Raw genomic sequence first — 17,058 nt, 5'->3', positions numbered from 1 at the left:
ATTTACATAAGAAAGGAAGAACAAACAGTATGAAAATTGTCATCATAGGTGGAGTAGCAGCAGGTATGAGTGCAGCGGCGAAAGCAAAGCGCATGATGCGTGATGCGGAAGTCGTTGTATATGAAAGAACAGATGTTGTATCATTTGGTGCATGTGGATTGCCATATTTCGTTGGAGATTTCTTCAGTGATCCGAACGAAATGGTAGCACGTACAGCCGAGAAATTCCGTGAAACAGGAATTAATGTTCGTGATAAGCACGAAGTATTATCAGTAGACACAAAGGCAAAGACATTACGCGTACGAAGCTTAGAAACAAATGAAGAATTCGAAGATACGTATGAGCGCTTAATGATTGCCACAGGTGCAAGTGCGGTAATCCCACCAATCGAAAACGTTCGCTTACAAAACGTATTCACATTAAAAAGCATGGAAGATGGCTTACAGCTAAAAGAAGCAGCGATGAAAGAAGAGATGAAGGACGTTATCGTAATCGGTGCTGGTTATATCGGAATTGAAGTAGTTGAAGCGATGAAGAAGTTAGGAAAAGAAGTTCGCCTTGTTCAATTAGGTGACCGTGTTTTACCAGATTCATTTGACCATGAAGTAACAGATATTATGGAAGCGGAATTACGTGAACACGGCGTTCATCTTCATCTACAAGAAGCGGTAAAAGCATTCAAAGGTACAGAAAAAGTAGAAGAAGTTGTAACAGATAAAGGTACTTATAAAGCGGATATCGTAGTGATTGCGACAGGTGTACGCCCGAATACGAGCTTCTTACAAGAGTCAGGTATTGAGATGCTTCGTAACGGTGCGATTAAAATTGATGAATACGGTAAAACGTCACTTACGGATATTTACGCAGCTGGGGATTGTGCATCTGTCTATCATCTTGTGCGCGATGAGCATGTATACATTCCACTTGCGACAACAGCGAATAAAATTGGCCGTATTGTTGGTGAGAACTTAGCTGGTGCAACGAATACATTCCCAGGTACATTAGGTTCTGCATGTGTAAAAGTGATGGATGTCGAAGCTGGTCGTACGGGGATTTCCGAAGAAGAAGCGAAAAAGTTAGAACTTAATTACCGTACAACGGTTATTCGTGATAAAAACCAAACGAGCTACTACCCAGGTCAAGAAGATATTCTTGTGAAGCTTGTATATGATGCGGAAACAAAAGTTATCTTTGGTGGACAAATCGTCGGAAAACAAGGTGCTGTATTACGTGTGGATGTACTTGCGGCAGCAATTGCGAAGAAGATGACGACAGAAGAATTAGGTATGCTTGATTTATGTTACGCACCACCATTTGCGAGAACGTGGGACGTATTAAATGTTGCAGGGAATGTATCGAAATAAGACTGTAGGAGTCTATCCTAGATAGATGATATAATGAAGAAAATAAAGAAACCGAGGGGGTATCTCTTATGGAGAAGAAAGTAGTATTTTCAGAGAAGGCACCAGCAGCATTAGGTCCTTACTCGCAAGCAATGCAAGTAAATGGGATGGTGTACACGTCAGGTCAATTAGGATTCGTTCCTGGTACAGCTGACTTATTCCCAACAGTAGAAGAACAAACACACCAAGTATTCAAGAACTTACAAGCTGTATTAGAGGCAGCTGGTACGAACTTAGATAAAGTAGTGAAAACAATGGTGTTCTTAAGTGATATCAATGATTTTGCAGCGGTGAACGAAGTATATGCACAGTATTTCACAGGTGATTTCCCAGCACGTAGTTGTGTAGAAGTATCACGTCTACCGAAAGACGCGCTAGTAGAGATTGAAGTAATTGCGATTGCAGAATAACATTCGTATAACTAGTGTTTGAGAAAGGTGGCTGAATAGCCGCCTTTTTTATGTTAGGTAGGATATCTTTCTCCTATCTTTTTGCTGGAATATATGTCCAAAATCATGTATAGTTTTTATGGATAATTTTTCTATATATTTATATTTTCTTAATAGGAGGGAGGCATACAGTTTAAAGGTTTTATATGTACCATTTTATGCAAGCGCTTTCTTTTTTAGGTGTAGGTTTAACGTATTCGGAACATAAGCAATCAAACGATGATAATGTAGGGGAGTTGGAAGAGAGTGAAGAAGCTAGTTGGAGGGTTCGCATTTTTCTTTTTATGTATTCAGTTTATGTTGCTTGAGAAGGTGAAGGTATACGCAAACGGTAAGCAAAATGATTATCCAATTGTACTTGTACATGGTCTAGGTGGTTGGGGGAAAGATGAGATGTTAGGGTATAAATATTGGGGAGGATTTCTTGATATTGAACGCGATTTAAATAAAAGAGGATATCAAACATTTACAGCAACGGTTGGTCCAGTATCTAGTAACTGGGACCGCGCGATAGAGTTATATTATTATATAAAAGGCGGCACTGTTGATTACGGAGCGGCTCATGCGAAAGAGCATGGACATGATCGATACGGCGCTACATATGAAGGTATTTATCCAGAGTGGAATGAACAAAATAAACTTCACTTTATCGGGCACAGTATGGGGGGACAGACATCTCGAGCATTAACCGAGTTATTGAAGAATGGTAGTGAAAAGGAACGAGCATATGCAAAGCAACATCCAAATGAAAAGATTTCTCCGTTGTTTGAAGGTGGCAAAGACTATGTTCATAGTATTACGAGTTTAGCAACACCACATAACGGTTCGACGTTTGCAAATAATGCGGACCAATCGCTTACATTTATTAAGAACTTTCTTCTTCATACAGCAAGTGCAGCATCAAATGCTAATGTAAAGAATCCAGTATATGATTTTAAATTAGATCATTGGGGAATTGAGCAACGAGAAGGTGAGAACTTTAAGGAATATATGGATCGCTTATTAGCGAGTCCAATTTGGGAAAGCAAAGATATAAGTTTGTATGATCTAACGACGTACGGTGCAGATGAATTAAATAGATGGGTAAGCACACATCCAGATGTGTATCATTTCTCGTATACCGGAGATGCGACGTACCGAGTACCTGTATCGGGAACGTTTCTACCCTTACCATCTATGAATCCGTTATTATATGTTTCTGGTACATATATCGGAAGTTATAATGCAGGAGCACTTGATCATCGTTGGTGGGAGAACGATGGAGTTGTAAGTGTTGTATCCTCACAATATCCGTTCGGCCATAAGCAAGAGCCTTACGATGGACAAGTTGAAGCGGGTGAGTGGAATTACTTCCCGACACAAGAACGCTGGGATCACTTAGATTTCGTTGGAATGAATCCATCAGATACATTTGGATTTAGTGATATTTATGGATTCTATCATACGATTGCGAAGAAATTGTACGAGTTACCTAGAGGATAGAAGAATATTTTGGAACGACGGAAAATGACCATTCTTCTTTTAAAAAATTAGGGGAATGGTGTTTTCTATTCAATTCGTTCTTATTTCAGAAAGAAGCAACTGTGAAAGAGTATGTGGGGAAAATTGGTGTGAAGTATTTTAACGAAGTAAACGAAAGCTAGCGATAAAATATATATCGCTAGCTTTCGTTTACAATAGAACAAGTTTCTTCAATCTCAATACTACCTTTCACCGACTGCGCAATCGTACAATGTTTCGGTACTAAGTGGAGTGCTTTTTCAATTGCTTCTTGTGTTGCGGTTACACCTGTTAATGTGTAATGGATATGTACTTTCTTTAGCTGTTTTGCGCCAGCCTCTGCTCGTTCTATTTGTACATCAATTGTTAAGCTATCATAGGAAATGCGTTTCTTCTCTAAGATTTGTGTAAAGACAATTTGGCTGCATCCGACAATAGAAGAAACGAGTAAATCGAGTGGTGTATAGCCTTTTGTTGAATCTTTTGATATAGGTAAGGATTTGTTAGAATATGTTGCTGATAATATGCCGTGTTCCAATACATACTTCACTTCACTATCATCTCCGTCTCGTTTTACTAGTAGTATAGCATGTATATTCAGAAAAAACGTTTCGTTGTCACATAGAAGACACATTCTCTTTGTATGATACAAGTATGAAAGAAAAGAGGAGAATCCTATATGGGAATTGATTTTAACGAATGGAAAAACTTGTTATTACTTCATAAATTAGCATTAGATGATTTAGAAACGAAGATAAATATAACAGCTGAAGAAGGAAAACTTCTTGGAGAAGAGAATCCAATTGAACATATTAAACGAAGAATTAAGACACCTGAGAGTATTATTGATAAATTGCAGCGAAAAGGTCTTCTGGTAACAGTAGGTAGTGCAGAGGCGAACTTACGCGATATCGCAGGAATACGTATTACGTGTTCATTTGTTAGTGATATTTACAAATTATATGAACATATTCAAAAGCGTGCTGATATTGAAATCGTCGAGACGAAGGATTATATTAAGAATCCGAAGCCAAATGGATACCAAAGTCTACACGTTATTGTAAAGGTAAACCTACACTTATACACGAGTATTCAACCAGTGTATGTGGAAGTACAATTACGCACATTAGCAATGGATTTCTGGGCTAGCTTGGAGCACAAAATTTACTACAAATATGACCGCCAAGTACCAGAATATTTAACACAAGAACTAAAAGAAGCGGCAGAATCTATTACAGCATTAGATGAAAAGATGAAAAATATCCGTGATGAAGTAGAAGTAATTCGAACAACAACGGACCAAATTATGTTGCCGTTATAATAATAAATGGAGCACCGCATAAGTCGACGTATGTGGTGCTCTTTTTGTATATTGTTTCGCTTTGTTTAGTCGTATATTGTTCCCTTCGTTGGTTCATCTAAAAATGCAAATAACATACGAAGTTGGGAATCCGTGTTTCTAGCTATTGATAGTGAGGGTAGTTCGTCTTTCTTGAAGAAAGCAACGTCCTTTGTTTCAAGTCCTTCTCTTGCTTCACCGCTAATAATGTCACATGCGAAGAAAAGTTTATAGTAATGATATGCTTGCGGAGGATGGGGATGCTTTTGCATATCTAATACAGCAAGAAGTCGTGTTGCCACGGTGAGATAACCTGCTTCTTCTTGTACTTCTTTCACAATATTTTCAGCTGGCGATAAACCAATATCGCAAAATCCTCCAGGTAACGACCAACGATTATCCATTTTTTCTTTTACGAGTAAGATTTTATCTTCTTGGAAGATTACTGCACGAACGTCTACTTTCGGTGTTGGATAGCCTGTCTCGCCCATGAATAGTTCTTCTATTTTTTCCATTGGTGTATGTGTATACTCAGCCATAATCTCAGCACTGAGTAGGCGTAATCGTTCGTATCGCTCTCTATCATACATATCCTTTGAAAAAGCTAGTCCAGATTGAGCTAATGCTTGTATTTCTTGTGCCCATCGTAACCATTTATCACTCATCCCACTCACTCCTTTTCTATATTGTAATCTACTTTGCCTATAAATACGAAGATATGATAAAGTAAACAAAGCAGTAGAATAGATAAATGTTATTACATAGATGATGGAGGTTAAGTTGTGAAGAATCGTCTATTTCACTTTATTGTAGGGATTATACTTGTTATTGGAATTGTTTACTTGTTCCGTGAGTTTGGATTTTTCTCATACATTTATGTTGGGGTATCGACGCTTATTATTGCGGGGATTTGCTTTGTTATTTTCATGGAAAATCGTTCCCCACAAAGTACGCTTGCTTGGTTATTGGTCCTTGTATTTATCCCTGGTATCGGCGTAATGATCTACGCCTTGTTTGGCCGAGACGTAAGAAGAAAGAAGAAAATCTCGACGTTCTCAGAGCAAGAAAAGTTATTACATATTAAAGATTTATTAGCAGAGCGGTATAAACAAAATATTATTGCGAATCCCAATCTGCAAGATCTCTCTCTCTCTATTGAAAAAGTAGGAGGAGGAACGTTATTCTTCCAAACAAATACGTCGTTATTAACGAATGGAGAAGAAACATTTTCTTCCATTTTAGATGCAATTAAAGAGGCGAAGCACCATATTCATATCCAATATTATATTTATCGTAGTGATGAAATTGGTAAACAACTTCAAGAGGCATTAATGGAGAAAGCAAGAGAAGGTGTAACGGTTCGTTTCTTATATGATGGTTTTGGTAGTAATGGACTGAAGAATCGCTTCATTGAAGAAATGGAACAGGAAGGGATTGAAGTATGTGCGTTTGATCCAATTATTTCACCGTGGCTTATTCGAACAGTAAATTATCGTAATCATCGAAAAATCGTTATTATTGATGGGAAAGTTGGATTTACTGGTGGACTAAATGTCGGAGATGAATATTTAGGACGTTCCAAAGAATTTGGCTTCTGGCGTGATAGTCACCTACGATTGGAGGGAGAAGCAGTATACAAGTTACAATATATTTTCTTGAAAGACTGGTTGTATGCCGCAAACAAAGTAGCCCCTCATTTAAAAGGAGAAATTTTAGAGGTTGATAATCGACATATTTTCTTCCCACTAATGAAAGATGCCCAGACGGAAGAGGCTGTTCAAATCGTGTCGAGTGGTCCATATGATGAGGATCAACATATTCGCAATACGTTGTTAGTGGCAATTGCGAATGCAAAGAAATCGATTTGGATTGCAACACCGTATTTTATCCCAGATCAAGAAATTTTTACGACATTGCGACTAGCGGCGAAAGCTGGAGTAGACGTACGTTTATTATATCCAGGTCGTGGTGATAGTAAAGTGAGTGATTATGCATCGCAATCATATTTCATGCCTCTATTAGAAGCAGGAGTGGAAATTTATACATACAGGGAAAACTTCATGCATGCGAAGATGGTATTGATTGATGATGAAATTGCAGTTATTGGAACGGCGAATATGGATATTCGTAGTTTCGCATTAAATCATGAAGTAATGGTATTCTTATATGAATCAGCAACCGTGCAACATATGAAGGAACAATTTGAAGAAGACTTCCACGTATCAACGAAATTAGAAGAAGAAACGTTTGGAGAAAGAGCGCTCTATAAGCGATTATTCGAATCAGTTTGTCGTTTAATTTCGCCGATTTTATAAAAAAGGCAAAGGTGAAAGTTTCGCTTTTGCCTTTTCTTTCGGAAGTAGGGAGGAAGAAGAGTGAAAGAGAAATTTACCATTGGAGAAATGGCAAAATTACACCAAATACGGGAATCGACACTACGTTATTATGATGAAAAGGGAATATTCCAGCCGAAGTTCGTTGATCCGCAGACGAACTATCGTTATTATACGATTGGTCAATTTTCGATGTTAAGTATTATTAAGTTCTTACGTGAAATGAAGATTCCACTGAAAGATATAAAATTATTTGTAGAGAATCGTACACCAGCTCTAGCATTAGATTTATTAGAGAATCAAATGGAATTACTTATGAATAAGCAGCGAGAGATTGAATATATGATGTCGATGATGCAGCACAAAATTGGTGCTATCCATGAAGGAATACAACAACCTTCTTCTGCAATGACGATTAAAGTGCTACAAGCACGTCCCATTCGTGCTGTTGCGATTGATGGGGATATACCAGATGAACTATTTGAATTTCATTTGAATGAGTTACAAAAAGAAGTACATCCACTATTCGCAGGGGATATCGGAGTATCTATTCCAAAAGAAGCGATTCTTCAACAGAATTATCAACAATACAATCGTTTATTTATTTTACTTGATCCACAATACACAGAAGTAGATAGTTATTCGCATATTGATGAAGGGATGTTTGCTTGTATGTACCATTACGGATCATATGAAACGAGTATACATACATATGGAAGCTTGCATGAGGAAATTGAACGGCAAGGATATGAGATTGTAGGCGATACAATCGAGGTCGGTATTATTGATTATGCATTAACACCACGAGAAGAAGAGTATGTTACAGAAATTCAAGTACCAGTAAGCAAGAAAAAATAATTTTTATGAAAAATCTTGACCTTAAAGTTACTTGAAGGTTTACACTTAGAAACGTGGAAAGGTAACTTAAGTAAAAAGGTGGGATATACATGACAGAGGCAACAATCAAACTACGAGAAACGCCGGTGAAAAAGTTGTTTCTTTCGTATTTAATTCCTTCTGTTCTCGGCATGTTGTTAATGTCAGTCAATATTATTGTAGACGGCATTTTTGTTAGTCATGGTGTAGGACCGGAAGGATTAGCTGGTATTAATATTGCCGTACCAGTATTCGCGATGTTCTTTTCTATTTCATTATGGTTTGGTGTTGGTGGTGGAACACTTTATTCCATTGCATTAGGGCAGAATGATATACGAAAAGCACAAACGATTTTCACGCAGGCGTTCGTCTTCGCAATTGCGATTGTCGCAACGATTGCGACGATTTCTGTATGGAATGAAGAGAAGCTAGCGTATTTATTCGGTGCAAATGAAACAATTCTTCCATATGTATTAGATTATTTACATGTTATTTTGGTATTTGGTATTGTGTACGTGTTAGAAAATATGTTAAGTATCTTCATTCGAAATGACGGAAACCCTCGTTTAGCGATGATGGGGCTTGTGACGACATCGGTGTTAAATATTATCTTGAACTATATCTTTATTTTCATTTTGGAATTAGGAGTTAGAGGAGCTGCATTAGCAACCGTATTATCGGCGGGGATTGGTTTCCTCGTATTATTAACACACTTCCTTCGCAAAAGTAGTACGCTTCGCTTTGTACGTATTCGCTTTGAATGGCGTACACTTCGCGATATTTTGAATATGGGCTTCCCGAGTTTTATTGTGGAAAGTTCAGCAGCAATTATTACGATGGGCTATAACATTGTCTTTATGCGCGTTGTTGGGGAAATAGGTGTAACAGCATTTGCGGTTGTAAACTATCTTCACGCGATGATTTTAATGATCTTCTTCGGTGTTGGAGCAGCACTCCAACCAATTGCAAGTTTCCATTACGGTGCGAAATTGTTTGAGCGTCTGAAGGCCAGCTTGCGCTTAACGGTGCAAACAGGCCTGTTATTTGGTATCGTTGCGGTATGTATAGGGTTTTTCTTCGCAGATGCATTAGTAGCGGTATTTGGAATTCAGTCAGAAGAAGTGATTAATTTCACGATTCAAGGGATAGGATTGTTCTTCATTAGTTACATGTTCCTTGGTTATAACTTAGTATACGGGGAATACTTCCAAGCAATAGGGAATATTCGGAAGTCACTTGTGATTATCGTGTGCCGAAGCTTCGTATTTTTAATTCCATTATTATGGATTTTACCAAAGGTATTTGGTGTAACTGGTATTTGGCTTGCACTTCCGGTAGCCGAAGCATGTACAGCATGTGTAGTATATATGATGAATAAGCGTCGTGCACCTGTTCCAACAGCTGCTGCGGCATAAGAAAAAAGGTTGTTCATTTCATGAACAACCTTTTTGTATATTACACGTACGGGGCTTGCTGGTATGTGTAGTTTGGTTTATGAATAGTATTATCGTAAGGGCGATGATACATATGCGTAGTAGCTGGTGAAAGAGGTGGAGTGAGCCACATCCAATTACCGGTTACGTGACGTCCGCATTTTGCTTCCATTTGTTCGAACTGATGGAATTGTTGTGCTGCGGTATGATGATCAACGATACTAATTCCTTCTTTTTTGAATGAGTGCAGTACTGCGACGTTTAATTCTACTAACGCCTTATCTTTCCAAAGTGAGCTATTTCGAGTAGCATCGATGTTCATACATTCAGCTACTTTCGGTAATAGATTGTAGCGGTAATCATCCGCTAAATTACGTGCGCCGATTTCTGTTCCCATATACCAACCATTAAACGGAGCGGCTGTATATGTAATACCACCAATTTCTAAGCACATGTCGGAAATAATTGGTACACCATACCAACGAGTGTGAAGAGGTGAGAAATCATATGATGGATGCTCAAGTATTACTTCTTTAACAAGTCCGTCTGGCATTGGATAAAGCACTGGTTCTTTCCCATCAATGGAAAAGACAAGCGGAAGAATATCGAAGTTCGTTCGATTTCCTTCCCAACCAAGCTTTTCACATACAGCGGTAAAAGCAATGGAATGGGGATCACCAATGATGCCATCTTCTGTTTCATATCCTGCATAGCGGATAAGTTGATGATTCCAAAGACGAATGCTGTTTTGTTCATGCTGGTGTGCTTTAAAGACAGTAATAGTTGGCTTAATCTTCCCGTCATTTGTTGCGTAGTCGATATGATGAACTAGTGCTTCGTATATCTCTTGCTCGTTGTCGATAGAACGTGCATCAAGGACGTGCAATTTATCCCAAAATAATCGGCCAATGCAGCGATTATTGTTGCGCCATGCCATGCGTGCACCGTGTACGAGTTCATCAAATGTATGCTCATATGTACCGGTTGTTTCAATCGCCTGCGTAATTTCCTGTAAGCGAGTTTTTATATGTGTTTCATATCCTAATTCTGTGTAACATTCGCGAATAAATTTCTCCGCTTCCTCTACTAGTCGGCTTATTGTAATCATGATATCCCCTCTTTTGTGAACGTTATCACTATTATAGCACTAATGACAAAAGAAGTAGTAAAAGAGTAAAGAAAGACGATGTAAACAATACTAGAAACGTGTGTTATATCCTTTTGTATATCGAAAGGACTGAAAATTTAGATTTAACTATAAGGAACTTTTTGATATGATGATGGAGGGAAAGGATTCGTACATTATTTCCTGAGAAATTTGTAGGTTTTTGTTTGGTTACGTAGCATGTATTTTGAAGAGTAGGCATAGGACGGTGAAATGAACGATGAAGACGGAACTAAAGAACATTGCACTTATTATCATTGGAACCCTTATTTTTGCATTAGGAATTAGTTATTTTACAATCCCGAATGAATTATCAGAAGGCGGTATTATTGGTGTAACTGTTATCACATATTACCTCTTTGGTTGGTCAACGGGTATTATGAACTTAATTATTAATGCGTTTCTAATTGCGATTGGTTATAAATTATTAGATAGACAAACGACAATCTATACGATTTGGGGAATTATATTCTCGTCAATCTTCCTCTATATTACAGAACATACAGGAAGGATGTTAACAGATGATTCGTTGCTAGCAGCGATTTTCTCGGGCGTTCTAGTCGGAGTCGGATTAGGAATTGTCTTCCGTACTGGTGGAACAACTGGTGGTTCAGCAATTATTGCCCGCTTAATGAATAAATATTTAGGGTGGAGTATCGGGATGGCGATGTTAATTGTCGACATCTTCGTTATAGGCGGTTCAGCTTTTATTATTGGTGCCGAAAAAACGATGTACACATTAATTGCTGTATATATCGGTGCAAAAATCGTAGACTTTATCATTGAAGGTATTGATACACGTAAAGCTATCAATATCATTTCACATTCACCAGACTTAATTGCGGAGAAGGTAACGCAAGAGATGGAGCGCGGTGTAACAGTGTTAAAAGGATACGGTGCGTATACGAAGCAGAAGAAGGAAATATTGTATATTGTTATTAATAAGCAAGAGCTAATGCAGCTAAAGAAGATTATTCATAGTGTTGATCCCGAAGCATTCGTTGTTATTCATGATGTACGCGATGTATTTGGTCGTGGTTTCTCAATTGAAGATAAAGAAGAAGATAGACCGCAAATTGAAGCGGTGAAATGAAGAAGTAAGTCACTCTTTTGAAAGCGAAGGAGTGGCTTTTTTGTTTTGTATTCCTTTCAAATGACAGGTTCTATAACGTTTTATATAATAAAAGAAAAAGGAGGGAATGAAATGGCTACATATATGGAGCAAGAAATTAAAAAGCCGATGTTGTTATGTGATCGAAACGGAAAATTAGCAAAAGAAAGTATTGGCTGGGCGAGAAGTCCACTTATCATCCCGAATTTAACAGGACATCATGGCCGCAAGAAGAAGTGGAATTATTGGTGTGTGTTCGGAGAGGAGGCTCTTTTCTGTACAGCAATTACGCACTTTGATTATGCTGCTGTTTGTTTCGTCTATTACTTAGATTATAAGACAAACAAATTCCATGAGAAACAAGTCATTATGCCCTTAGGTTCTAAATGTACAATGCCAAATGGAATTGAGGAAGACGTGAGTTTCATGGATTCGAAGCTCGCTGCATTTTTCATTCAACGAGGTGATTATGTTGATATTCGTGTTAGTTCCCCAGATTTTGACGGAAAGCCACTTAAGGCAGAAATTTCGATTTACTGCCCACCAGAGATGGAGTCATTAAACGTTGTGATTCCGTGGAGTGCGGAGAAATTCCAATATACATCGAAGCAAACGTGTCTTCAAGCCGAAGGTTTCTTCTCGATTGGTGACGACATGTACCATTTTAGTGGAGAGCGTGATTACGCGTGTTTAGATTTTGGACGAGGTGATTGGCCACGAGAGATTTCGTGGAACTGGGCAACAGCTTCTAGCAAGCAAGGCGACAAAGTAGTTGGACTAAATGTTGGTGGCAAGTGGACAGATGGAACGGGTATGACAGAGAATGCGTACATGATTGACGGAATTGTAACGAAAATTAGTGAAGATGTTTTATTTGAATATGATGAGAATGATTTACTGAAACCGTGGACAATTAGAACGAAAGAAAGCGATACGTTGAACCTAACGTTTATTCCATTTTTTAAGCGTGTCGCAAAATCTAATCTTGTGCTAGTGAAGTCGGAGTTTTATCAATTAGTTGGTCATTTCCAAGGAGAGATTCGTTTGGATAATGGTGAGCTTGTAACGGTGAAGGATATGCTAGGTGGCGTGGAAGATCATATGGCAAAGTGGTAAGGGGAGAAGAAAGTGAAGAAAGTATTCGTATCTGAAAGAATTCCTAGATTTGTAGAAGAGTATCTTCGTAATCATTGCGATGTAGAACGATGGGAAGAGAAAGGGGAAATTCCGCGAGACCTATTGTTGGAGAAACTCAAAGACAAAGATGGCTTACTTATGTTTGGCGAGAGTATCGATGAGGAATTATTGCAAGTGGCACCGAAGTTACAAGCAGTAAGCACTGTTTCGGTGGGGTATGATTCGTTTGATATTGAAGTGATGCGAAAACATGGCATTATCGGTTTGCATACACCGTATGTGTTAGATGATACAGTTGCTGACTTAGTAGTGGGCTTAATGCTTTCTGTTGCTCGTCGGATTGCAGAATTAGATGCATACGTAAAAGCTGGTAAGTGGAACAAAGCAGTCGGTAAAGACTTATTCGGTATCGATATGCATCACAAGACAGTTGGAATTATTGGTATGGGGCGTATTGGAGAAGTCATTGCGAAACGAGTGAAATACGGCTTTGATATGAATGTCCTTTATTATAATCGTAGCCGTAACAAGGAAGCAGAAGAAAAGTACGGAGCAGCGTATTGTTCGTTAGAGGAGTTGCTAACACAGTCAGATTATGTTGTGTTAATGACACCATTAACGGATGAAACGTATCATTTAATTGGTACAGAACAGTTCCGTTTGATGAAGGATAGCGCAGTATTCATTAATGCATCACGAGGACAAACAGTGGACGAAGCGGCGTTAATTGCTGCACTTCAGAACGGAGAAATTTATGGTGCAGGTATTGATACGTTCACCCAAGAACCAGTGGAGAAAGACAATCCGCTGTTACAGTTGAAAAATGTCGTAACAGTTCCACATATCGGATCAGCAACCTTGCAAACACGTCAGGAGATGGCGATGGTGGCAGCGAAGAACTTAGTAGAAGCGTTGTCAGGAGGTAATCCACCATATATCGTGAAGGAGCTTCGTTCGTAAGGAATCTTGTGAAATTACAAGAAAGCGGTATAATGGTGGTACGAACTATTTCAAGAAAGCAGAGGATATTTAATCATCATGATGTCAAGACGAACATTAACAATCCTTATGTGGGTTAGTGGAACAGCTTGTTTATTTAATTTAGCAAACTTCCTAAGAACCTTATTTACGACAGGAACATTCCACTGGGGAGATTTCTTGTGGACAACAGGTATGCTTTTAGCAACACTTGCTTACATTCAAATGCGAAAACGAGTACCGAAGTAAACAGAAAGCTCTCTCCTTGTAGTGAAGGAGAGAGCTTTCTGCATAGATAGGGAATGTAGCTATCGGGTTGACATTATCAACAAATCAAGCCCCTTCTTATACATGAAGAAGGGGCTTGTCCTATTACTTCGCGAAATTAATTTGTGCTACGACAGGGTCGTGGTCACTTAATCGTCCATGTTCTTTCATGAATTCTGCATTGATACGGACTGGATCGATTTTTGTTTTGCTTGCTACGTTATTTGATACGAGAATATGGTCTAAAATTTGCGCATTACCGTCATGAATATATGTGTAACGCTCTTCTTTCGGTAATACTTCCATCATGTTTGTCATAACTGTGCCTTTTAGTGCTTGTAGTGGTGCGGAGAATTCAAAGTCATTCATATCGCCAAGTGCGACTACTGCTGTGTTGCTGTCTTTCGCAAGAACATTGGACATGAATGTGTTGATTTCTTGTGCTAATTGCACACGGAAAGGTTCACTCTTTAACACAAGCGGTTGAACCTTTCCAAATGGTGTTGCATCACCACGTTTTGAATTTAAGTGGTTTGCTATTACGACAACATTTTGTCCTTTGAATGTGAACTCAGCTGCTAATGGCTTACGTGTGTTCATGAATAAGTCATTTCCTTCTCCAATACGGATTGGATTTGCACTTAATGATGTTGCTTCTGCTAAATGAACACGAGCAGGATTATATAAGAATCCCACACGAATATTTGCACCAGGTGCACCACCGTCTTCGTTATTTTGTGGAGCGATGTCTATATATTTGTATGTTGGTCCACCAGCTGCTGCAATTGCATCAATTAAGCGTTTTGCACTCTTCGATGCATCTGTTGTTCCGTCATTTGTTTCCCCGTTATTATCCTGCATTTCTTGAATACCGATAATGTCAGGCGCTTGTAAATTTGTTGTAATCGATTTTGCTAGTTTTGTTACTTTATCAGTTGTCGTTGATGTTGTATTTGCAGAGAAGTTCTCAATGTTATACGTCGCAACGGTTAATTGATCTTCTTGTGGTACAAGTTTTGTAACAGTTGACTTTAATCCACCATCTTGAAGAGCTGGCAGTGTTCCAACTGGATCAATCCGGTAGTTCCCATAATCATATCCGACAACCCCAACGACATTTCCATCTAATGTGTCACCAGATTTTGCAACAAATGTTCTTGCAACCTTTAGTGATAGACGTTCTGGGTTGAAATTATCTTTTTGTAAAAGTGGTGTACCACCTCGGGCCGAGATGTTCTTGCTATTGTTATCAACAAGAACATATAAGTTACCATTCTTTTGAGGCGCAACGACTTTCGGTCGTGGTAACTCAATCATCATTCCTTCTAAGCTTTCATAGAAATCAATTGCATCTACTTCTGGATTAAACCTAGAGAAAGCGTCGCTATCAATTGATTCTTCTGGAATAGGTAATCCATTCACACCGATTCTCACAGGTTTTGGTGCTGGGAATGGATTAGTTGGAGCTACAGAAATCGTAGTTGCAGAGATTTGTGTACTTGTTAAGTCTGTCTCTGCTTTATCACTATACCCTGGTCCAACGTACTCCATTACTTTCCCGCTAACAGATACGAGAGTGCCTTCTTTTACTTGATGATTCTTTGAGTAGACATAAATACCTTCTGATGTTCGGATATCATTGTCTGGAGTTGGGTCTTGCATGTAAAATCCGTTTTTATCCGTTTTTGTTACAATACCAACAACTTGTTGTACAGTCTTCGTATTGTAAGGAGAAATGTGCTGTGTTCCTTGAATATCACGAATACGAATAGTAGTTGAAGTAGAAATAAATTCAGACGTCAAACGTTTATATTGCCAGATAGTATTCTTTACTAAAACTTGTTGTGCTGCTATCTCATTTGGCACAATGGATAAAGCGTTTTCATTTTTAGCTAGTACTGAAGGTACAACGAGTTGAGAAGCTACTAAAGCTGTAATACATGATGTTACTAATTTACGCAAACAAACCATCCCCCTAATATGTAAATAAATTATGACTATTAAAATATAACAGAAAAATATGTGAATTAAATATGTTTTTGTAAATTTATTTTGGGATTTATGTATAATTAGTCCATAGGAATGGGAGAGGAAAGAAAGGAATAGGAGAAAAGATGGGAGATATATGTCGAATTTACTAGGTTGTTATAAAAAAGAGGCAACCATCGTGGTTGCCTCTAACTAGTAATCTAGTAATATTTATTTCGCAAAACGTCCGTATCCTAAGAAGTGCTTCTGGTAGTAGCTGCTGTTCACGTCACTAATGATTACGCCTTTTGAGCTGCTTGCGTGAATGAATTTACCACCACCAAGGTAGATACCCATGTGAGAAGGACCATTCTTATATGTGTTCTTGAAGAAGACTAGGTCTCCTGCTTGAGGATTGCTTGTCTTTTGTACTTGGCTCCAGTATCCTGCTACGTTTGTACGGGAGATGTTGTAGCCGTTGTTTTTGTGTACATAATAGATGAAACCACTGCAGTCAAATCTGCTTGGTCCAGATGCACCGAATACGTATGGCTTTCCTAATTGTTGTTTTGCAAAGTTAATAACGTTCTGGTTCGATGGTGTTACTGAACCACCGTTATTATTGTTGTTGTTGTTGTTGTTTCCGCCAGTTGATACTTCACGTAAGTATTGAGAGCTTACGTATCCTTCTTTGCCATTCACTGTAATGTGAGACCAGCCGTTTGTGTTTGATTTCACGTTAACAATTGTACCGTTTGATAATTTCGTTACAACTGCAGCTGATGTAGAAGGGCTTGTACGTACATTTAAGCGTGTTGAAACAGACACTTGCATGTTTTTATTTACTGTAGTAGGTGGTGTCACCGTTGCATTACTTACTAAATATTGAGAACTAACATAACCTTCTTTGCCGTTCACACGTACGTTAGACCATCCGTTTGATTCAGATAATACTGTTACAACTGTGTTGTTTTTTAATTTACTAATAACAGCTGTATTTGTAGAAGGACCTTTACGTAAGTTTAAGTTCGTATCTACAGAAACCTTCTTTGTCATAACAGAAGTAGTTTGCATTGTATAAGAAGTAGCTTGAGAGCTT

The 17,058-nt window shown here is 38.4% G+C and carries 15 protein-coding genes and 2 pseudogenes; 11 read left to right on the top strand and 6 right to left on the bottom strand.

Annotation, left to right across the window (positions count from 1 at the left end; genetic code table 11):
* Positions 1-29: 29 nt before the first annotated feature.
* The 3 genes from IEV41_RS15335 to IEV41_RS15325 all read left to right on the top strand — a co-directional run bounded on the left by IEV41_RS15335 (position 30) and on the right by IEV41_RS15325 (position 3,334).
* The gene (locus tag IEV41_RS15335; RefSeq protein WP_188389378.1) at positions 30-1,364 is read left to right on the top strand and encodes a CoA-disulfide reductase; all 1,335 of its coding nucleotides are present in this window, start codon (positions 30-32) and stop codon (positions 1,362-1,364) included.
* 68 nt (positions 1,365-1,432) lie between these two features.
* Positions 1,433-1,813 carry a RidA family protein gene (locus IEV41_RS15330; protein ID WP_188389377.1) on the top strand — a complete coding sequence of 127 codons (381 nt, stop codon included), beginning with the start codon at positions 1,433-1,435 and terminating at the stop codon, positions 1,811-1,813.
* Positions 1,814-2,098: 285 nt separating this feature from the next.
* Positions 2,099-3,334: an esterase/lipase family protein gene (locus tag IEV41_RS15325; RefSeq protein WP_188389376.1), complete on the top strand. Its 1,236-nt coding sequence runs from the start codon at positions 2,099-2,101 to the stop codon at positions 3,332-3,334.
* A 178-nt stretch (positions 3,335-3,512) separates the two neighbouring features.
* On the opposite strand, the gene IEV41_RS15320 is transcribed toward IEV41_RS15325, so the two are convergent.
* Complete coding sequence (locus tag IEV41_RS15320; RefSeq protein WP_229722269.1) at positions 3,513-3,902, bottom strand: OsmC family protein; 390 nt, start codon at positions 3,900-3,902, stop codon at positions 3,513-3,515.
* Positions 3,903-4,031: 129 nt separating this feature from the next.
* On the opposite strand from IEV41_RS15320, the gene IEV41_RS15315 reads away from it, so the two are divergent.
* Positions 4,032-4,673 carry a GTP pyrophosphokinase gene (locus IEV41_RS15315; protein WP_188389374.1) on the top strand — a complete coding sequence of 214 codons (642 nt, stop codon included), beginning with the start codon at positions 4,032-4,034 and terminating at the stop codon, positions 4,671-4,673.
* Positions 4,674-4,738: 65 nt separating this feature from the next.
* Here IEV41_RS15315 and IEV41_RS15310 read toward each other — a convergent pair whose 3' ends face one another.
* Positions 4,739-5,356, bottom strand: coding sequence for an NUDIX hydrolase (locus IEV41_RS15310; RefSeq protein ID WP_188389373.1), 618 nt, complete (start codon positions 5,354-5,356; stop codon positions 4,739-4,741).
* A 117-nt stretch (positions 5,357-5,473) separates the two neighbouring features.
* Here IEV41_RS15310 and cls point away from each other — a divergent pair, with 117 nt between their 5' ends.
* The 3 genes from cls to IEV41_RS15295 all read left to right on the top strand — a co-directional run bounded on the left by cls (position 5,474) and on the right by IEV41_RS15295 (position 9,315).
* On the top strand, positions 5,474-7,006 hold the full coding sequence (gene cls / locus IEV41_RS15305; RefSeq protein ID WP_229722268.1) for a cardiolipin synthase: 1,533 nt from the start codon (positions 5,474-5,476) through the stop codon (positions 7,004-7,006).
* Positions 7,007-7,066: 60 nt separating this feature from the next.
* A complete protein-coding gene (locus IEV41_RS15300; RefSeq protein WP_268235146.1) occupies positions 7,067-7,882 on the top strand; it encodes a MerR family transcriptional regulator in 816 nt (271 codons plus the stop codon).
* 89 nt (positions 7,883-7,971) lie between these two features.
* Positions 7,972-9,315, top strand: coding sequence for an MATE family efflux transporter (locus tag IEV41_RS15295; protein WP_188389372.1), 1,344 nt, complete (start codon positions 7,972-7,974; stop codon positions 9,313-9,315).
* A gap of 40 nt (positions 9,316-9,355) precedes the next feature.
* Here the strand turns inward: IEV41_RS15295 and IEV41_RS15290 are convergent, their stop codons facing one another.
* Positions 9,356-10,441, bottom strand: coding sequence for a nitric oxide synthase oxygenase (locus tag IEV41_RS15290; RefSeq protein WP_188389371.1), 1,086 nt, complete (start codon positions 10,439-10,441; stop codon positions 9,356-9,358).
* Positions 10,442-10,718: 277 nt separating this feature from the next.
* On the opposite strand from IEV41_RS15290, the gene IEV41_RS15285 reads away from it, so the two are divergent.
* The 4 genes from IEV41_RS15285 to IEV41_RS15270 all read left to right on the top strand — a co-directional run bounded on the left by IEV41_RS15285 (position 10,719) and on the right by IEV41_RS15270 (position 13,973).
* Entirely contained in the window at positions 10,719-11,591 is an 873-nt protein-coding gene (locus tag IEV41_RS15285) for a YitT family protein (protein ID WP_188389370.1), read from the top strand.
* A gap of 111 nt (positions 11,592-11,702) precedes the next feature.
* Positions 11,703-12,725 carry a DUF2804 domain-containing protein gene (locus IEV41_RS15280; protein WP_188389369.1) on the top strand — a complete coding sequence of 341 codons (1,023 nt, stop codon included), beginning with the start codon at positions 11,703-11,705 and terminating at the stop codon, positions 12,723-12,725.
* 12 nt (positions 12,726-12,737) lie between these two features.
* The gene (locus IEV41_RS15275; RefSeq protein WP_188389368.1) at positions 12,738-13,706 is read left to right on the top strand and encodes a 2-hydroxyacid dehydrogenase; all 969 of its coding nucleotides are present in this window, start codon (positions 12,738-12,740) and stop codon (positions 13,704-13,706) included.
* 78 nt (positions 13,707-13,784) lie between these two features.
* Positions 13,785-13,973: a hypothetical protein gene (locus IEV41_RS15270; RefSeq protein ID WP_188389367.1), complete on the top strand. Its 189-nt coding sequence runs from the start codon at positions 13,785-13,787 to the stop codon at positions 13,971-13,973.
* Positions 13,974-14,096: 123 nt separating this feature from the next.
* Here the strand turns inward: IEV41_RS15270 and IEV41_RS15265 are convergent, their stop codons facing one another.
* The 3 genes and pseudogenes from IEV41_RS15265 to IEV41_RS20405 form a co-directional block, all read right to left on the bottom strand.
* Positions 14,097-15,953, bottom strand: a complete 1,857-nt coding sequence (locus IEV41_RS15265) for a DUF8508 domain-containing protein (RefSeq protein ID WP_188389366.1) — start codon at positions 15,951-15,953, stop codon at positions 14,097-14,099.
* A gap of 237 nt (positions 15,954-16,190) precedes the next feature.
* A pseudogene (locus IEV41_RS20410) lies at positions 16,191-16,505 on the bottom strand (C40 family peptidase); the annotation flags it as partial.
* Positions 16,506-16,631: 126 nt separating this feature from the next.
* Positions 16,632-17,015, bottom strand: a pseudogene (locus tag IEV41_RS20405) (SH3 domain-containing protein); the annotation flags it as partial.
* Positions 17,016-17,058: the final 43 nt, after the last annotated feature.

This window comes from Priestia taiwanensis (genome assembly GCF_014638355.1).
Classification (GTDB): domain Bacteria; phylum Bacillota; class Bacilli; order Bacillales; family Bacillaceae_G; genus Priestia_D; species Priestia_D taiwanensis.
The sequence above is the reverse complement of the archived record's forward strand: the minus strand, read 5'-3'. Positions and strand labels throughout refer to the sequence as shown.